We start from the raw sequence: 17177 nt of genomic DNA, 5'->3' as shown, positions 1-17177 counted from the left end.
TACGGGGAGCCGCCCTGCCCGGGTCACGGGAAGGACGTCACCTTGGAGGGGACGGTGCTGGTCCCCGAGGTGGGTGCGCCCGTCCCGTTCACGACGTGGGCGTACTGGCCGTTTCCGCCGAGCGAGATCACCAGCAGGTCGTGCATCTTGATGCCGCTGGTCACCGGGGTCTCGAAGCCGTCGGCCTGGACGATCGAGGGATCGGCCGTGTAGTTGCAGTAGCTGCCCAGACCCCAGGCCTCGTGACTGGTGACGGAGTCGGCGACCTTGTAGGCCGCGTAGCCGACGACGCCGTCATGGGTGATGGCGGCGGCGTTCGGGGCGTCGTACGCCTTCTCGTTCTGGAAGAAGATCGTCCGGCCGCGCTCTCCGCTCCAGTACACGTCGTACTTGTTGAAGTGCTCGACGAACAGGCCCGTGGCAAGCACGTCGTTGCCGTTGACGGTGAGGCCGTAGTCGGCGCGGTTGGTGTCCCAGCCGACACCGCTGCCGTGGTCGGCGCGCCATAGCCAGGTGTGGTCGATGAGGACGTTGTTGCTGTTCACGACCACGGAGTTGGTGGCGAGGCCGGGACCCGCGCCTCCGATACGGACGAAGACGTCCTGCATCGTCGTGGGGTCGGCGGAGTGGTCGGCAGTGGACCCGGGGGTGCCGATCCGCAGCAGCGTGTCCGAGTTGACCGTGCCCGCGTCGATGAGGAAGCCCGCGAGCCGTACGCCGTCGACGTCGGCGACGTGCATCGCGTCGATGCCGCCGTCCGGGACCAGCGTGGCGAGGCCGAGTCCGAGGACGACGGTGTCGGGTCGGGTCACGTTGATCGTCTGGTCGAGGTGGTAAATGCCGGGCGTGAACAGGAGGTTGAGGCCCTGGGCGAGGGCCGCGTTGATGGTGGCGGCGGTGGCGCCCGGCTTCACGACGTAGAACTGGTCGAGGGACAGGGATGTGCCCGGGGTGTTCGGCCAGGAGACGCCCCGGGCATTGGTGCGCTTGCCGGGGACGAAGACCTTGTAGTCGTTGCCGTCCAGGTAGAGGTACGGCTTCTCGCGCGAGACGGGCGTGGTGTCCAGCGTGGTGTACGGGCCGCTGTCGAAGTTGGTCGCCGGCGCGCCCTGGACTCCGGAGAAGGTCATGTTCCAGACCCCGTTGGTCCAGCCGCCGACCGAGCTGTCCCGGGTGTACCACTGCTGCTGGGAGTACGGGCCCACCGTGCCGTCGATCTTCGAGTCGGCGATGTAACCACCCGAGGCCCAGCCGTAGCCGCTCGGGGCGAGGTTGAGCCCGCCCTTGACGTGGATGCGGCGGAAGGGTGCCGCCTGGGCGACGGCCCAGCGGTCGGTGCCGCTCGACGGCGTGATGGCGAGGTTCTCGGCCGAGCGCCAGAAGTTCTGCGTGGCGTTGCCGTTGAACCAGCCGGCGTCGACCGTGACATCACCGTTGATCTGGGTGTCGTCGGGGTTCGGGCCGAGCCCGGAGATGGAGGTGTAGAAGCCGATCTGGGCGTTGATGCCGTTGTAGGTGCCCGGCTTGAGCAGGAACTGGTAGCGCCCGGTGCCGAACTGGGCCGACTCCTGCTGCTGGAAGACGTCGTCGAACTTCTGCTGGAGGTTCGGGGTGGAGGGGTCGACGACGATGACGTTCGGGCCGAGGTCACCGCCGCCCTGGACCGGCCCCGTCGTCCCCGTGGCCGTGGTGTGTACGGCCATCTCCCACAGGGAGTAGCCGTAGCCGGTGCCGCGTGCGGTGCCGTACATGCGCACGTACCGGCCGGAGCCGCTGACGTCGTACGACGTGGTGCCGCCGGTTGCGCCGGTGACGGTCTTGAGGGTGGTCCAGTTCTGGCCGTCGGCGGAGGCCTGGAGCTGGAAGTCCTTGCCGTAGGCGGTCTCCCAGTTCAGGTCGATCGAGCACAGGTCCTCGGTCGCGCCGAGGTCGACCTGGATCCACTGCGGGTCGGAGAACTGGCTGGACCAACGGGTCGAGGTGGCGCCGTCGAAGGCGGCGGAGGCGGACGTGCCGGAGTTCTCGGCGGAGGAGGCCGTGGCGGGCCTGCCCTGGGCGGCGTCGGCCGGGTTGCAGGCCGCCTGGGTCGCGGCGACGGCCGGGGCGTGGGCGAGGGGCAGGGTGATCAGCGCGGCCAGGGCGGCGAGCGCAACCCCCGGGCATCTCGCTCTCGTACGACTTCTCGTGCCACTTCTCATCCGGTCTCTCATCGGGCGGCTCCCAAGGGAAACGGGGTCAATCGACTGACCCCACGGCTTAGTTCAGGTTTTGATTTAAGTAGTGAGGCAAGCGGGTCACAAGCCTTCGGGAGCCAAAACCTTGGGAAGCCGGTGCGTCCCTTCCGCAACCGGTGGGTCCCTCAGAACCGCAGACCGTGCCCGCGGGCCAGGACGAGACAGGGGTCGTGGCGCCGTTTGGCGTCCGCGAGGGCCGACCAGCGGCTGCCGTAGTGGTCCCGCCAGTCGGCGTCCGACATGGGCAGGGCGTTGACGGGATAGGCGACGGCACCGCGGGACCGGGCCAGCTCGTAGGCGGCTCGGTTGGCGGCCACCATCGCCGCGGCCGTCTCCGGGCTGCCGGGCGCGGCCGTGCGCAACAGGGCGAAAAGGTAGGGGACTTGGCCGGGCGGACGAGTGAAGAGCGGAGCGCGCAGCCGAGCGGAGAGCAGTGGGTACAGCAGCACCAGACCGGTGTCCCGCAGGTCCTGGAAGGCCGGGTCGGCGAGCACGGCACGCACGACGGACTCGGCGCTGTCGTGCGGCAGGAGCAGGTTGAGCCACGGGTGCGGGTGCAGCCACTCCCCCGTCGCGGTGAGGATCTCCTCGTCCGTGTCCACGCGGTGGGCGAACTGCGGGTAGTCGAGGTCCTCCGTCTCCAGGGCGGCGGGGTCGTGCCCGAGTCCGGCGAGGAGCGCACCGTCGTCGGGAGGGCACGGGCCGTCGTACGGGACCACGGCCTCGATCATGTACTGCCACCCCTGGCCGTCGGCCGGCCGGGCCTGGCCCTCCAGATGGCCGAAGCGCTGCTCCTCGGCGAGCATCCGCTGGTCGGCGAGGTAGCGGGTGAGGTCGGTGTAGTACAGGCAGTGGCGGCGGACCCGGTCGGGTGCGGGGGCCAGGCGCAGGGTGGCGGCGACGATGACGGCGCACTGGCCGAGTCCGGCGAGCACGGCACCCCAGAGCGCGGGGTCCCGGTCGGGCGAGCAGACGCGGTGGTCCCCGGCGCCGGTGACCACCTCCAGCTCCAGGACCTGGTCCGCGACCAGGCCGTGCCGGTGGGTGGCGCCGCCGAGGCCGCCCGCCGACAGGACACCGCCGACGCTCGCGCCGAGGTAGTCGGTGAGGACCGGGGGCGTGAGCCCGTGCGGCAGCGTGGCGGCCAGCACCTCCCGCCACAGGGCCCCGGCCTGTACCGTCACCTGCCGGTCCGTCACAGGACCGATCCGGCGCATTCCCCGCAGGTCGAGCACGATCCCGTCGCCGGCCTGCCCCTGCCCGTACATCGAGTGGCCGCCGCCGCGCACGCTCACCGCGATGCCCCGGGGGCCGGCGAACTCCAGTACGTCCTTGATCTCGGCGGCGGATCCCGGGCGCAGCACGCCGAGCGGTGTGGCGCGCACGAGGTGGCCGAAGTCCTGCGCGGATGCGTCCAGGCTCGCCCAGCGGGTGTCCAGGGCCGGTCCGAAGCGGGCGGCGAGGTCGTGGGCCTGCGTCGTCATGCCGGAATCACATCAGACGGCACGCGGCCGCGTCGAGATCGCCGTCAACTCCCGCCCGAGGCCTGCTTCTTGACGAGGGCCAGCAGGGCAGCATGGGTCTGGGCGTCGGCCGCCGCGACGAGCCCGTCGGCGCCGGTGAGGACGGGCTCGCCGCGCAGGCCGGTCACCGTGCAGCCGGCCGCCCGGCACAGCGCGATCCCGGCCGCGAAGTGCACACGGTCGCGCAGGTCGCCGTCGGTGACATAGGCGGCCCTGCGCCCGGCGGCGACCCAGGCCACCGCGAGCGTGCTGGAGATCACCCGGGGCCGGAACCGCTCGGCGAAGCCGGGGTCGGCCAGGAGGCGGACGGCCTGGAATCCGGGGGCGCCCGGAAAAGGCGGGTCGAGGTTGACGTCCACCAGCGCGGAACCGGCGTGGGGCGTCAGCCGCTCGTCGGTGCCGTCCGGCGAGCGGAGCCGGGCGGCGGCGCCGTCGGTCCAGAACACCTCGCCGCTGAACGGGTCGGCCGTGGCGGCGGCCGTGACCCGGTCCCCTTCCCGCAGGGCGACGTTCACGCCGACGAGCATGGTGCGCACGGCGTAGTTGAGGGTGCCGCACAGGGGGTCGACCAGCCAGCGGCGGTGGGCGTCGGCGGCGCCGGAGCGTCCGCTCTCCTCCCCGGTGACGGCGTCGTCGGGGCGGGCAGCACGCAGCACGTCCACGATGGCCTGCTCGGCGGCCAGGTCCGCCTCGGTCGCGAAGTCACCGGCCGACTTGTCGTAGCGTGCGAGCCGGCTGCCGTAGAGGTCTTGGACCACGCTCGCGCCCGCCCGGGCCGCCGTCACGGCCAGGTGGGCGTCGGATCCCCCGTTGATCATCGACATGAGTGCAGAGTAGTGGAAAGTCCCCCACGTCCTCGAGATGTTGGGCCCGGCCCTGGGTCGTGCGGGCCGGGCCCCGGCCCCGGGTCGGCCAGGCCCTGTCGTCGAACTCCCGCCTGTCTCGCGACGCCATGCACGCCCTGCGGGCGGACGACGGGAGTTGGACGACAGGACCTAGCGGCGCGCGGGGCCGGTCGCGGTGAGGGACAGGGTCTGTTCGGCCGCGGTGCGGCCGGCGCCCGCAGGACTGCCTGCGGTGGCCGCCCAGGTGCGTGCCGGTGTGGTCTCGGCGAGGCGGCCGGAGGCCGTGGAGAGTCCGAGAACCAGGCCGCTGTAGCGGTTGACCAGACGGTAGCCGCCGTGGCCGGCGTCCGGGATCACGAACCACTGCTGTCCGACGGCCGGCCCCTCGGCCGGTGCCTTCGTCGCCGTGGGCCGGGCGCCCCAGGCGCGGCCCGCGGTGGACGAGGAGTCGACGCCGAGCAGCCGGCCGCTCGCCGCGTTGGCGATGGTGAAGGCGCCGTCGCCGGTCGGCGTGAACACCCAGGTGTCCCGGCCGGATCCGGTGGGCCCGGCCAGCGAGGTGACGGCGGATCCACGGGCCGCCTGGGCGAGGACCCGGCCCGCGCCGCTGGCGATGCGGTAGCCGCGGTGCGTGTCCATGGGCGCGGCGGCCGGGGTGGTGGAGTCGACGGTGATGTCGACGTACTCCCCGGAGGCGTCGTGCGAGCAGCCGAAGGAGCAGTAGGAGCGGAAGGACTTGCCGACGATGGCGGAGCTGGTGCGGTTGGCCGAGTCCAGGAACCAGCGGTACCAGGAGGCGTTGGTGTAGCTGCCGGTGTCCCCGATGAGGTGCCACTTCTGGGTCGCGAGGTCGTCGGTGGCGTACAGGTACTGCGGTGAACTGCCGCTCTGGTCGACGGCCTGCGGTTCGCCAATGTAGAGGCCGAGGTAGGCGTCGTAGGCGATGTTCATGACGAACAGCGGCGAGGTCGGGGGCATTTTGCCGGCTGCGATCTGCTGGGCGGCGGTACCGGTGTTGGCCGGGTCGTACTCGGCGGAGGCAGGGGTGTAGCCGGTGGGATGGCCTGCGTCGACAGGGACGATGTTGCTCTCCTTGCCGCCGGTGCCGGGCTGGGACCAGGCGCCGTCGTACCACTTCTGCCAGGAGCCGGGTGCCATCTTGGCCGAGATGGGTGCGCGGGCCACGTGCTCGTAGAACGCCTTCCAGCCACCGCTCTTGTCGATGATCCGGGAGCCGTAATAGACGTAGAAGTAGCCGGAGGCCGTGTCCACGAACAGGCGCTGGTCGCCGTCGCCGTAGGAGTACGTCTGGTTCGGGAAGGCCGTGGTGTCCCCGCGCTCGGTGCTGTACGGCGAGGTGATCGCATGGTCCTTGATGGTCCAGGTGCGGCCCCGGTCGGTGGAGACGGCGTAGTCGATGGCGTCGTAGTGCAGTCCGTCGCCGAAGGGCTGCGGGGTGAACTCGTTGTGCACCAGGCCGTACCAGTCGCCGGTGTCGGGGTCGACCCACACCCCGGACAGATCGCAGTAGTTCTTCTGGGCGTAGCCCGAGCCGCTGGGCGCGTAGGTGGCGTTGCGGCCGGTGGGGCTGTTGTTGCACCGCCAGGTGGTGTCGTCGTTGCGGTCGGCGGAGTTGGCGGGGTTGACCGCCTTGCTGAGTGTCTTGTCGAAGGTGGCGGTGTCGAAGTCCTTGCCGGTGTAGAAGTCCCAGGTGCGCGGGTCCTTGGCGCCGTAGAGCGCGGCGGACTGCTGGTAGTGGAAGGTGCCGTCCCGGTCCAGATACGGGGTGGCGGGGGTGTCGGTGGGGTGGGTGAAGGGCACCGGGGTCCCCACGGTCACCCTGTAGGCGGCGTCGGCGGGTGCTGCGGCCGACACCGGGGAGGCGAGGCCGCCGCCCAGGACCAGGGCGACGGCCGTCGAGGTCACCGCGGCGGCGCCACCTGTTCTGTTCAAGAGTCGCAACTGTGCTCCTTGTTGCCTAGGGCCGGTTGCACGGAACGATCCGGCCCGGCGGTTGCCCCGGCAATGGACTCCAGTACGCCGCCTCTTGCACTTTCGCGAACGGGAGCGCGCGCTGTGACGTGGTGGTCCGGGCGGTCAGGATTCCTTGGGCGGTGCCGCGGACAGCGGGGTGTCCCAGGCCAGTTGGCGGATGAGGGCCGCGTCGGGCTCGGCGGGGCGGGCCACGGCCAGGCCCGGGCGGGCCGAACCGTGGCCGGCGCGCGACATGCCGCCGCTGACGGTGATGTTGCGCTCCACCCGCGGGCGGCGGTGCCCCTCGTAGGCGGCGAACGCGGCGGGCACATCGGGCAGGTCGCGCAGCGCCTTGGCGAGGACCACCGCGTCCTCCAGCGCCATCGAGGCTCCCTGGCCGGTCGCGGGGGAGGCGGCGTGGGCCGCGTCGCCGATGAGCAGCGCACGCCCGCGGTGCCAGACGGTGCCGAGCGGCAGGTCGGTGGCGTTGGTGGCCAGGACCGGACCGACGGAGCCCGCGACGATGTCGGCGGCCGGTGTGGCGTCACCCCGCAGCAGCGGCAGCAGTTCCTCGCGCCGGTCGGCTTCGTGCACGGCCCCGTCGGCGGGCAGGGCCTCGGTGTTCACGCGGGCGAACCAGTAGGTCTGCCCCGCCGGGGACACCGCGTACCCGAAGGTGGACTCGCCGCCCCGCACAAAGGTGATGAGGCCGGTCGGGTCCCCCTCGGGAGCGGCAGCGCTGTAGCCGTAGTAGATCCGCTGGCCCGCGTAACCGGGCCGCGCCTCGGGGACGAGGCGGGTGCGCACGGTGGAGTTGAGGCCGTCGGCGCCGAGGAGGAGGTCCGCGTCGGCGGTGGTGCCGTCGGCGAAGTGCGCGGTGACGCCGTCCGGGCCGTTGCTGACGTCGGCCAGCCGGACGCCGTGGCGCACCGGGATGCCGCGCCGGGCCGCCTCGCGCTGGAGCGCGCTGTTCAGCTCGCCACGGCGCAGGCAGCGGTAGTGCAGGGCGGGGTCGGTCACCTCGCCCAGCGAGCCGCGCGCCTGCTCCGTGCCCTGGCTGTCGAGCAGCCGGAGCGAGGTCAGCGCGAATCCGGTCGCCGTGACCGCGTCCGTGGCGCCGAGCTGGGCCAGGGCGCGCATGCCGTTGCTGCCGAGGGTCAGAAAGGCGCCGATGTCCGCCGCGGTGTCGGGGTGCGCCTCGTACACGGTGACGTCGTAGCCGGCCCTCTGCAGTGCGAGCGCGGCGGCGGTCCCCGCGATGCCGCCGCCGATCACCACTACCTTCGTCACGTCCGTCCCGCTCACGCGCCTGCTCCCCGCTCCGACAGTGTTCATGACCATCTCCGACGGTGGTCGTGACCATCTAACGGCAGGGCCGGGCGCGTTGGGAGGACGCAGGCGGGATCCGGACAGGATTCGTTCCGGGCGGCCACGCCGGGTCGGCTGTGTGTGCGCACGAGCGCCCCCCGGTATGACGGGTTTTTGACGGGGAACTGGGTACGTCCCGGCCATGCGGCTGAGCGTGGTGGATGCGGGGTCGAACACGGTCCGGTTGGTGATCGCGGATGTGGAGGGGGGCGTACCGCTCCCGGTGCACACCGTCAAGTGGAAGCTGCGCCTGTCCGAACACGTCGGGCCGGACGGCGCCATCTGCGAGGAGGCGGTGGAGAGCCTGGTGAACGCGGTCGCCGCGGCCGGGGCCACCGCCCGGCGCTGGCATGCGACGGGGCCACTGGCCTTCGCCACGGCGGTGGTCCGCGGCGCCCCGAACCGGCAGGAGGTGCTGCGGCGGGTGTCCTGCGGGACCGGTATCCGGATGTGCACCCTGCCCGGCGAGACCGAGGCCGAGCTGACCTTTCTGGCGGCGCGCCGCTGGCTCGGCTGGCATGCGGGCCCCCTCGCGCTGCTCGACATCGGCGGCGGCTCGCTCGAGGTGGCTTTCGGCCGCGGCCGACTGCCCGACTTCGCCGCCTCTCTCCCGCTCGGCGCCGCCCGGCTGACCCGCGAGTATCTGCGCGTCCAGGATCCGCCGGGTCCGGCCGAGCTGAAGGAACTGCGCCGGCGGATCCGGCACGAGTTGCGGGACGTGGCCGCGCGGATCCGCTGGGAGGCGCCGCGCACCGCCGCGGTCAGTTCCCGTACGTTCCAGCAGCTGGCCCGGCTGTGCGGGGCGGCACCGGGGCGCCACGGCCCGTTCGTACAGCGGGATATGCACGGTGCGGACCTGCGTGAGGCGGTCCGCACGCTGGCCGCGCTGCCCGCCGCCGAGCGCGCCCAGCTGCCCGGCATCTCCGCGCCGCGCGCCGAGCAGAGCCTGGCCGGTGCGGTCGTGGGGCACACGGCGTTGAAGCTCATGGGGCTGCGCGGGGCCGTCGTGTGTCCCTGGGCGATCCGCGAGGGCGTGCTGCTCCGCTACCTCGAGGAGGGCGCCGACTGGTGGACCGACGTCACCGGCACCGCCGACAGCGCGGGCCCGTCGCCCGGGGCGACCCTGCGTATCGCGGGCCCGTCGGTGTAGCGCCGGCCCCTCGGGCAGGTCCCACAGAACCGGCGTGCCCAGTGCGTGGCGTCCCGCACGGCGCACACCGCGTTCACGGCCCCTGGGTGTTCTCGGCGCGCTCGCCACCCGGCTGGACTCCTGCGCCCGCCCGGCGCGCGTGGCCGGGCGGGCGTGGACGACGAGGGCGCGGTGGAGCAGGTGCGGGTGCCGGCCGCGCGGCTGCGGGGCCGGGTGGGGGTCTGCCCACGCGTCGTGGTCCTCTCCTGCGGCCCCGGCTCCCGCGTCGCCCGTGACCTCGCGGCCGACCCGGCCCTGACGCGCGATCGGACCACCGCGCGATGCCTGCCCGGTTGCGTGGCGCTGCGCACGCAACCGGGACGGGCCGTACTGGGCGACGGCCAAGAGGTGTGATCCCCGGGATCACGGGATCACGGGATCCGGAGACCGCGGGATCACGGGGATCAGCCCTCGCTTTCGTCGGGCGCTCAGCGCAGGTCGTGCACCTTCACGGTGTAGATCCCGCGGCCGTGCGTGGCGGCGTACAGCGTGCTGCCGTCGGGGCTCGCCTTGAGCTGGAGGACGGCGACAGCGGGCAGGGTGCCGATCCGCTGCCAGGCGGTGCCGCCCGGAGCCCGGTAGACGACGCCCAGGTCGGTGGCGACGGCGAGGCCGCCGTCGGCCGTCAGCAGCGCGGAGTCGGTCGGCACGTCGGGCAGGTTGGCCGAGATGTCCTTCCAGGTGGTGCCGCCGTCGGTGGACTCGAAGACATGGCCGACGCCCGCGCCGGGGCCCTCGGTCCAGGCCCGGGAGAAACCGCTGACCGTGAGGTACACGTGGTCGGCGTTGTGCGGGTCGACGGCGAAGCCGCTCAGGTAGCGGTTCGGCACGGTGCCGTCGACGGGCAGGTTGATGTCGTGCCAGCCGGTGCCGTCCGCGTTGCCCACGGCGATGCCACGGGCGAAGCCCTGGTTGTTGCAGGGCCCGCACCAGGCGGCGTAGATCTTGCCGCCGGACGCGGCGACGGCGGTGGCGGTGCGGCCGACGCCGAGGTCGTGCACGCTGGTCCACTCGGCGCCGCTGCGGATGGCGTAACCGTGGGTCTGCACCCAGATGTGCCGGCCGCCGGCGATCCACGTGTTGCCGTTCTTCAGGTCCGTGCTGAGCGGGGCGATGAAGCGGGCCTCGCTGGTCGCGTTGTCGGGCGGGGCGACCGAGTACGAGGTGGCCTTGGTCGGGTCGGTTGACCAACTGCCGTCGTTCACGGCGCAGTTCTGCGTCACCTGGACGGCGAGGTACACGTACTCCTGGGCGATGTCGCACCCGTTGGCGGGATCGGTGAGCGTGTCGCCGCCGTCGCCGCCGAAGTCCGAGCCCATGACGGTGTCGTTGCCGCGCAGGACGGACTGGCCGTTGTCCTGCAGCCCACCGGTGACGGACACGCCGCCGTGCTCGAGGTCCTTGCCGATGCCGACCGAGTAGTACTGGAGGGTGTCGATGGTGCCGTCGTTGAGGGAGGTCCAGTCGGTGGCGTGGCCGGAGGCGTCCTGAGTGCCGTTCACCGGGCGCTTGTAGACACCCCCGTCGTTGCCGACGTAGACGTAGGACCTGCCGTGGTAGCTGCCGATGGCGACGCCGTGCTGGTCGGAGTGGGTGGTCTGGTGGCAGTCACCGGTCTGCTCGGCCGGGTCGATCTTCCAGCAGGAGAAGGGGAAGTTCCAGTAGGGGCCGACGGTCGACCAGGTGGTGCCGCCGTCCTTGGTCTCGTAGACCTCCTCGAGACCGGCGTACACGTGCTGCGGGTCGGCCGGGTCGACGGCGAGGAACTGGTTGTACCAGGCCTGGACGCCGGGCATGTAACCGGCCGTCGTCAGCGCCGAGTTGTCGGCGGCCAGGCCCTTGTAGTCGGCGATCTTCGTCCAGGGGCCGGATGGGGACCCGGACTTGGAGACGTAGATGCCCTCCAGGCCGCTGTCGGGGTTGGTGCTGAGCTGCTTCGGCGACTGGTCGATGGCGTAGTAGCGCGATCCGTCGGCGGAGCGGGCGAAGGTGACGCTGCCGACGTCGTCGGCGTCGGCCGGCAGATCGCCGAGGCCGCTGCTGATCCGGGTCCAGGTGCCGCGCACCCGGGTGTAGAAGCCGTTGTAGTCGTCGCCGCTGCGCCAGCCGACGGCCAGGACCACCTTGGACGGGTCCTTGGGGTCGACGGCGATGTCGTTGGCGATGTTCTTGTACGGGGCGGCCGGGTCGTCGGCCTGTGAACCGCCGGGCAGGTAGCCGGGGTTGGGCGCGAACTCCAGCTTCCAGGGGCCGTTCAGCTGCCGTGTGGAGTGGCTCCACACACCCTTGCTGGTGGCCGCCCACACCGTGCCGCCGGCGAAGCGCAGCTCGTGGATGGTGGTGCTCTCCAGTTCGTCGCCGCCGACCCGGCGGCGTGGCGAGAAGGTGCCCTGGTGGGGGTGGTCCAGGACGTACACGCCGCTGCCGAGGTGGGCGTCGGAGTTGGTGGTGGCCTCGCCGGTGCCCAGCCACAGCCGGCCCGTGCCGTCGAGGGCCAGGGCGCCGGTGGACTGGGCGGGCAGCCGGTCACTGATGGGCTGCCAGTGGCCGCCTCCTGAGCGCGAGCGCCACACCCCGCCGCCGGCGCTGCCCGCGTAGACGTAGCCGTCGTCGTCGGCGGCGATCGCGGCCATCCGGCCGGTGACGTCGCCGGATCCGCCGCTGGAGTTGGAGTCGATGTCGCGGTAGCGCGGGTCGTCGGAGTTGTACGGCAGGTCGGTGATGTTGCGCCAACTGCCGCCCGCGCTGCGAAGAGTGGTGAGGTTCTTCCAGGCCGCGCCGTAGGCGCCCGGTGCGACGACACCGGGCGAGGTGCGGGCCTCGGCGTACTGGTCGGCGCCCTCGGCGATCTCGTCCGCCTCGTTGCCGCCGCGGTCGTCCCCCGCCTCGTGCGGGGACACGGCACCCACCGACTGCTCGCGTTCCTTGGCCAGGTGGCCGAGGACGCGGGCGCCGAAAGGGCTCGGCGGACGCCCGGACGCGCCGGACGCAGGGATCGCGACGAGCGCGGCGGATGCGGTGAGTGCGCAGACGGTGAACCACCGTCTTCTGCGGGGTGGCACGGGCACCGGGGGCCTCCTTGGAAGGCATCGACACTGCCGACGCAGGAGACCCGACCACGCACGCACGGAAACATCCGCCGCTTGGCCAAATCTTGACGAGAACCTGTCAGTAACTACCGTTTCGGAAGGCGCTCCGTCCGGCCGGCCGGGGAGGCGATCCGAGCGGCCCGGCCCTGGGTGCGCAGCCTGCCCGCAGCCTTGAGCAGGTGGTCGGCCGGATCACGCAGCCCGGGATGGGCCAGCACCGTGTTGCGCAGGCCACGGACCGGCCTGCGCCACAGCCGCTGGGCCAGGGCCACCGGGTGGGCACGGGCGGCGAAGCCCTCGCCGACGCGCAGTTCCCGGGTCTTGAGCCAGTCCTTGTACTCCTTGTCGCCCCGGCCCAGGTCCACCAGGGTCACTCCGGCCCGGGCGGCCCCCTCGGCGGTTCGCAGGTGCATCATCAAACCCGGTGAGTAGTAGTGCAGTTCGGGGTCGTACGCGGTGAACCAGGCCGCCAGTACGGTGCTCGACCGAGGTCCGAAGTGCGCGGCCACCGGCCGGTCGCCCGCGTACAGCACGGACAGCACGCCGGTGAAGTGCTCCTCGCGGACGCGGAAGAGATGCTCGGCCAGAGCGACGATCCACGGCCGGGAGAACCGGTCCATGCGGCCGGTCCTGCGGTACTGCGCGGACTTCCAGCGCATCAGGGTGCGCAGCATCTCCGGGTCGCGCTCGTCGAACACGAACCGCACCTCGCCGACGTCCCGGCCTAGCCGCCGCTCCTTCTTCAGCGTCGTCTTGGCCAGCCCCGGATAGGTGGCGCGCAACCACTCGGGGTAGCCGCCGTCGCCGGGCTTCACATCGATCACCGGAGAGGCGAAGGTACCGGTGACATGCGGCGCGAACGGCCGCTGCTCCTGGACGAGATGGTCGAACTCGAAGATGCTGAGCCCGCAGGCCCGCAGCAGTTCCCCGGCGTCCCAGGTGACCCCGGGCCGGTGCACGAGCGCCTGGCAGTCGGACAACCCGAGCCCGATGGCCCGGCCGGTGCCGAACGGCCCGCGCTCGTAGGGGAAGAAGCCGGCCGGCACCCCGCCCTGGCGCAGGACCGCCACCCGCGCCCCGCCCCTGAAGAGCCCGACTCCGGCCGTGAACTCCGGCGCGAGAAAGGGATTGGCGTACTCCGGCGACTCGTCCATCGCCCGATGCCAGGCCGCGCGCAGTTCGGACGTCAGCTCGCCCGGTCTGTGGATGGTGATCTCCACCTCAGCTCGACCGCCCTTCCACCGGCGGCGCAAGCGGTGTGCCCCGCACGGCACGGGCCGCTGCGGCGTACGGATCACCGCCTGCCGATCGTGGATCAGGGCTGACGGACCGTGGATCACGGCTCGTGGATCGTGGATCACAACTGATGGATCGCATGCGCGACCGCTCCCCCCATGACGCGCCGAGCGCGTCCTGCCATTCGTACCGATGTCTGGCGTCCCCACCGTGCGCGACTGCTCAAACGCCGCGAAACAGTACGCACACCCTCAAGGGTGCCCCAGGCGACGGAAAGTCCGCCATGGGTCTGCGGACATCGGCGCGCAGTCCGGTCGTCCGGCCGTCGCCGGGCGTGCGGAACTGGCACACTGCCCGGTGATCGTGACTCTCACGAAAGGCGGTGGCCCATGTCGTCCCCTTCCCCGCGCAGCCTCCCCGAGCCCGCCGAACTGCTGGCCGCCATGCCGTTCGCGGCCGGTCTGGGCATCGAGCTGAAGGAAGCCACCGCCGAGCGTGCGGTCGGCACGCTGGCCTGGTCCCCCGAAGCCTGTACCGCCGGGGGCGCGCTGCACGGCGGTGCGCTGATGGCGCTTGCGGACAGCGTGGGGGCGGTGTGCGCCCATCTGAATCTGCCCAAGGGGGCGTCCGGCACGTCGACGGTGGAGTCCAAGACCAACTTCCTGCGCGCGGTCACCTCCGGGCACGTCCACGCCACCGCCCGGCCGCTCCACCTCGGCGGCACGCTCATCGTGGTGCAGACCGACCTGCGCGACGACCGGGACCGGCTGGTCGGCCAGACCACGCAGACCCAGATCGTGCTCCGGAAGGCCACCGACGCCGGCTGAGCAGGGCGCACACCGAAGGCCGGTCCCCCTCCCCGGGGACCGGCCTTCGGCGTGTCCGGCCCGGCCCGCACGTTCCGCGGTCTTGACATGAACCTGTGCCAACCCTGAGTCTGCGTGCGTGAAGTTGCTCGATTGGAGCCTATTTCGAGCGTGTACGAGCAACATCCCGCAAGAACAGTCAGTCCGCAGTGCTGCGAGGGGAGCTGTTCCGCCGTGCGAAGAGTGACAGGACCGCGAAGACTGCGTCACCGTGTGCCCTGGCCGGCCTGGGTACCGCTGGGGCTGGCGACCGCCCTGGCGGCGACCGCGCTCGCCATCCCGGCACCGGCCCGGGCCGCCGACGCGGCCGGTGCCGGCGGTGCCGTGCTGGATTCCGCCCACAGCAGCGTCAGCTGGCAGAGCCCGGTCTACGCCAAGGGCACCGGCGGCGGCACCGAGAGCTGCCCGGCCACCGGCGCCGACCCGGGCAACAAGGTCTGCGACCGCTTCGACCTGACCGTCTCGGTCCCGGACGGCTACTGGAACGACAACCCCGAGGGCGGCGTCCCGCTGTCCATCAAGTGGGACAAGCCGTCCGACGACTTCGACCTGTACGTCTACGACGACCAGGGCAAGCAGGTGGCGTCCAGTGCGGGCACCGCCGACCCCGAGGCGACGGTGATCCCACGGGCGTCGGGGACGTACCACGTGCTGGTCGTGCCGTACGACGTGCACGACAACTCCTTCACGGGCACGGCGTACCTGCCCGCGACCACGGACGCCGGCGACCTCACGTCCTTCGCAGGCGGCGACGGCAGCTACACCGTCAGGGCCGGGCAGTTGACGGCACGGGCCGACTTCCTGGCGGACGGCCAACTCCGCCTCCAGGCGGATCCGTCCGGGTCGCTGAGCGATCCCGCGGGCACCGCGATCGTGCGCAAGGAGCCCGCCGTCCAGCGGCACACCTCGTCCTTCGACGCGGGCGACTACTACGGCGTCCGCTCTGCTCAGGCCGTGCTGCGCGTGTACAAGAAGCCGCTGCGCTTCGGCTTGTACAGGCCCGACAACCGCACCCGGATCTGGCAGGAGGACAAGCCGCTGCGCTGGTCGACCGGCGGGATGCGGCAGAGCCTGCAGCGGGGCGCGGACGAGCAGTTCTTCGGCGGCGGCGAGCAGAACGGCAGCTTCTCGCACCGCGGACAGACGATGTACGTGTCCAACAGCTTCGACTGGGACGAGGGCGGCTACAACAACTCCCAGCCGTTCTACCTCTCCAGCGCGGGCTACGGCGTCTTCCGCAACACCTTCGCGCCCGGCGTGTACACCTTCGGCGAGCCGGTCACCACGGGCCAGCAGGAACGGCGCCTGGACGCCTACTACTTCCTGGGTGACGCCAAGCAAGTGATCGACAAGTACACGGCGTTGGTCGGCAAACCGTTCATGCCGCCGGTGTACGGCCTGGAACCCGGCGACTCCGACTGCTATCTGCACAACGCCAACCGGGGCGAGCGGCACACCCTGGACGCGCTCAAGGTCGCCGACGGGTACACACAGAACCAGATGCCGCTCGGCTGGATGCTGGTCAACGACGGGTACGGCTGCGGGTACGAGAACCTGGAACAGACCGCGAAGGGCCTGCAGGACCACCACGCCCAGCTCGGCCTGTGGACGCAGGACGGCATCGACAAGCTCGCCGACCAGGTCAAGGCAGGCCAGCGCGTGGCCAAGCTGGACGTGGCCTGGGTCGGCAACGGGTACAAGTTCGCACTGGACGCCTGCGATGCCGCGAAGAAGGGCATCGAGGACAACAGCGACGCACGCGGTTTCGTCTGGCTGCCGGTGTCCTGGGCGGGCGCGCAGCGCTGCGGCGTGCTGTGGAGCGGCGACCAGAAGCTGTCCTGGGACTACATCCGCTGGCAGATCCCGACGTATGCCGGGGCGACCATGTCCGGCATCGCGTACAACACCGGTGACGTGGGCAGCATCTACCGTCACGACCCCAAGATGTACGCCCGTGACCTGCAGTGGAAGGCGTTCCTGCCGACCATCATGACCATGGACGGCTGGGCCACCGACCTCACCACCGGCAAGCCGGCCGACCAGCAGCCCTGGCTGGACGGCGAGCCCTACACCTCGATCAACCGCACGTACCTGCAGCTCAAGGAGCGGCTGCTGCCGTACATGTACACCCTGTCCGCCGAGGCCGCGAAGACCGGGGTGGGCGCGGTGCGTCCGCTGTGGCTGGAGTATCCGGGGGATCCGGGCGCACTCACGGACCAGGCGAAGTACGAGTTCCTGTCGGGCCCGGACTTCCTCGTCGCCCCGGTGTACCAGGACTCCGACACCCGTGACGGCATCCATCTGCCCAAGGGCACCTGGACCGACTACTGGACGGGCCGCACCTACCAGGGCCCGACCACGATCAACGGCTACCACGCCCCGCTCGACACGCTCCCGCTGTTCGTGCGCGAGGGCGCGATCGTACCGATGTGGCCCAAGGGAACCACGAGTTGGCAGACCCGGGACCGGCACGAGCTGGACTGGGACCTCTATCCGGCCGCCCACGGCACGAGTCACTACACGCTGTACGAGGACGACGGGGTGACCCGGGACTTCACCAAGGGCGCGGCGGCCACCCAGCAGGTGTCCCTGCACGCCGACGGCGGCGGGACGACCCTGTCGGTGGGCGCGAGCAGGGGCGAGTACGCCGGGAAGGTGGATGCCCGCTCCTACCGGTTCACCGTGCACGGCAGCACGGCACCTGCGCGGGTTCTGCTCGGCGGCCGTCAACTGCCGTCCTCCGCCTGGTCGTTCGACCCGGGCGCGCACGTCACGACGATCACCGTGCCGAGCCTGCCGCTCGACCGCGGGTTCACTGTGCGCCTGGTCGACGGAAGGTAAAGGGATCGTATG

At 71.6% G+C, this 17177-nt stretch carries 10 protein-coding genes and 1 pseudogene; 4 read left to right on the top strand and 7 right to left on the bottom strand.

Annotated elements, in window-relative coordinates; translation table 11 throughout:
- Positions 1-23: 23 nt before the first annotated feature.
- The 5 genes from GQF42_RS40050 to GQF42_RS40030 form a co-directional block, all read right to left on the bottom strand.
- Positions 24-2198, bottom strand: coding sequence for a discoidin domain-containing protein (locus tag GQF42_RS40050; RefSeq protein ID WP_158928241.1), 2175 nt, complete (start codon positions 2196-2198; stop codon positions 24-26).
- A 161-nt stretch (positions 2199-2359) separates the two neighbouring features.
- Entirely contained in the window at positions 2360-3718 is a 1359-nt protein-coding gene (locus tag GQF42_RS40045; RefSeq protein WP_158928239.1) for an FAD-binding protein, read from the bottom strand.
- Between the two features lie 44 nt (positions 3719-3762).
- Positions 3763-4575, bottom strand: coding sequence for an inositol monophosphatase family protein (locus tag GQF42_RS40040; RefSeq protein WP_407699539.1), 813 nt, complete (start codon positions 4573-4575; stop codon positions 3763-3765).
- A 177-nt stretch (positions 4576-4752) separates the two neighbouring features.
- Positions 4753-6555 (bottom strand): RICIN domain-containing protein, encoded by a 1803-nt coding sequence (locus tag GQF42_RS40035; protein WP_233273642.1) that lies wholly within the window; start codon positions 6553-6555, stop codon positions 4753-4755.
- Between the two features lie 144 nt (positions 6556-6699).
- Positions 6700-7881, bottom strand: a complete 1182-nt coding sequence (locus tag GQF42_RS40030; protein ID WP_407699519.1) for an FAD-dependent oxidoreductase — start codon at positions 7879-7881, stop codon at positions 6700-6702.
- A gap of 205 nt (positions 7882-8086) precedes the next feature.
- Here GQF42_RS40030 and GQF42_RS40025 point away from each other — a divergent pair, with 205 nt between their 5' ends.
- Entirely contained in the window at positions 8087-9094 is a 1008-nt protein-coding gene (locus GQF42_RS40025) for a Ppx/GppA phosphatase family protein (protein WP_199272961.1), read from the top strand.
- Between the two features lie 153 nt (positions 9095-9247).
- Complete coding sequence (locus tag GQF42_RS40020) at positions 9248-9487, top strand: hypothetical protein (protein WP_158928231.1); 240 nt, start codon at positions 9248-9250, stop codon at positions 9485-9487.
- A 74-nt stretch (positions 9488-9561) separates the two neighbouring features.
- On the opposite strand, the gene GQF42_RS40015 is transcribed toward GQF42_RS40020, so the two are convergent.
- Together GQF42_RS40015 and GQF42_RS40010 are read right to left on the bottom strand one after the other, a co-directional pair.
- Complete coding sequence (locus GQF42_RS40015) at positions 9562-12201, bottom strand: WD40/YVTN/BNR-like repeat-containing protein (RefSeq protein WP_158928229.1); 2640 nt, start codon at positions 12199-12201, stop codon at positions 9562-9564.
- A 107-nt stretch (positions 12202-12308) separates the two neighbouring features.
- Positions 12309-13442, bottom strand: coding sequence for a GNAT family N-acetyltransferase (locus GQF42_RS40010; RefSeq protein ID WP_158928227.1), 1134 nt, complete (start codon positions 13440-13442; stop codon positions 12309-12311).
- 405 nt (positions 13443-13847) lie between these two features.
- On the opposite strand from GQF42_RS40010, the gene GQF42_RS40005 reads away from it, so the two are divergent.
- On the top strand, positions 13848-14285 hold the full coding sequence (locus tag GQF42_RS40005; protein ID WP_158928225.1) for a PaaI family thioesterase: 438 nt from the start codon (positions 13848-13850) through the stop codon (positions 14283-14285).
- Between the two features lie 708 nt (positions 14286-14993).
- Positions 14994-17150: pseudogene (locus GQF42_RS40000) on the top strand (TIM-barrel domain-containing protein); the annotation flags it as partial.
- Between the last annotated feature and the right edge of the window lie 27 nt (positions 17151-17177).

The sequence above is a fragment of the Streptomyces broussonetiae genome (genome assembly GCF_009796285.1).
Taxonomy (GTDB): Bacteria; Actinomycetota; Actinomycetes; order Streptomycetales; family Streptomycetaceae; genus Streptomyces; species Streptomyces broussonetiae.
This window is presented reverse-complemented; position numbering and strand designations above follow the sequence as displayed.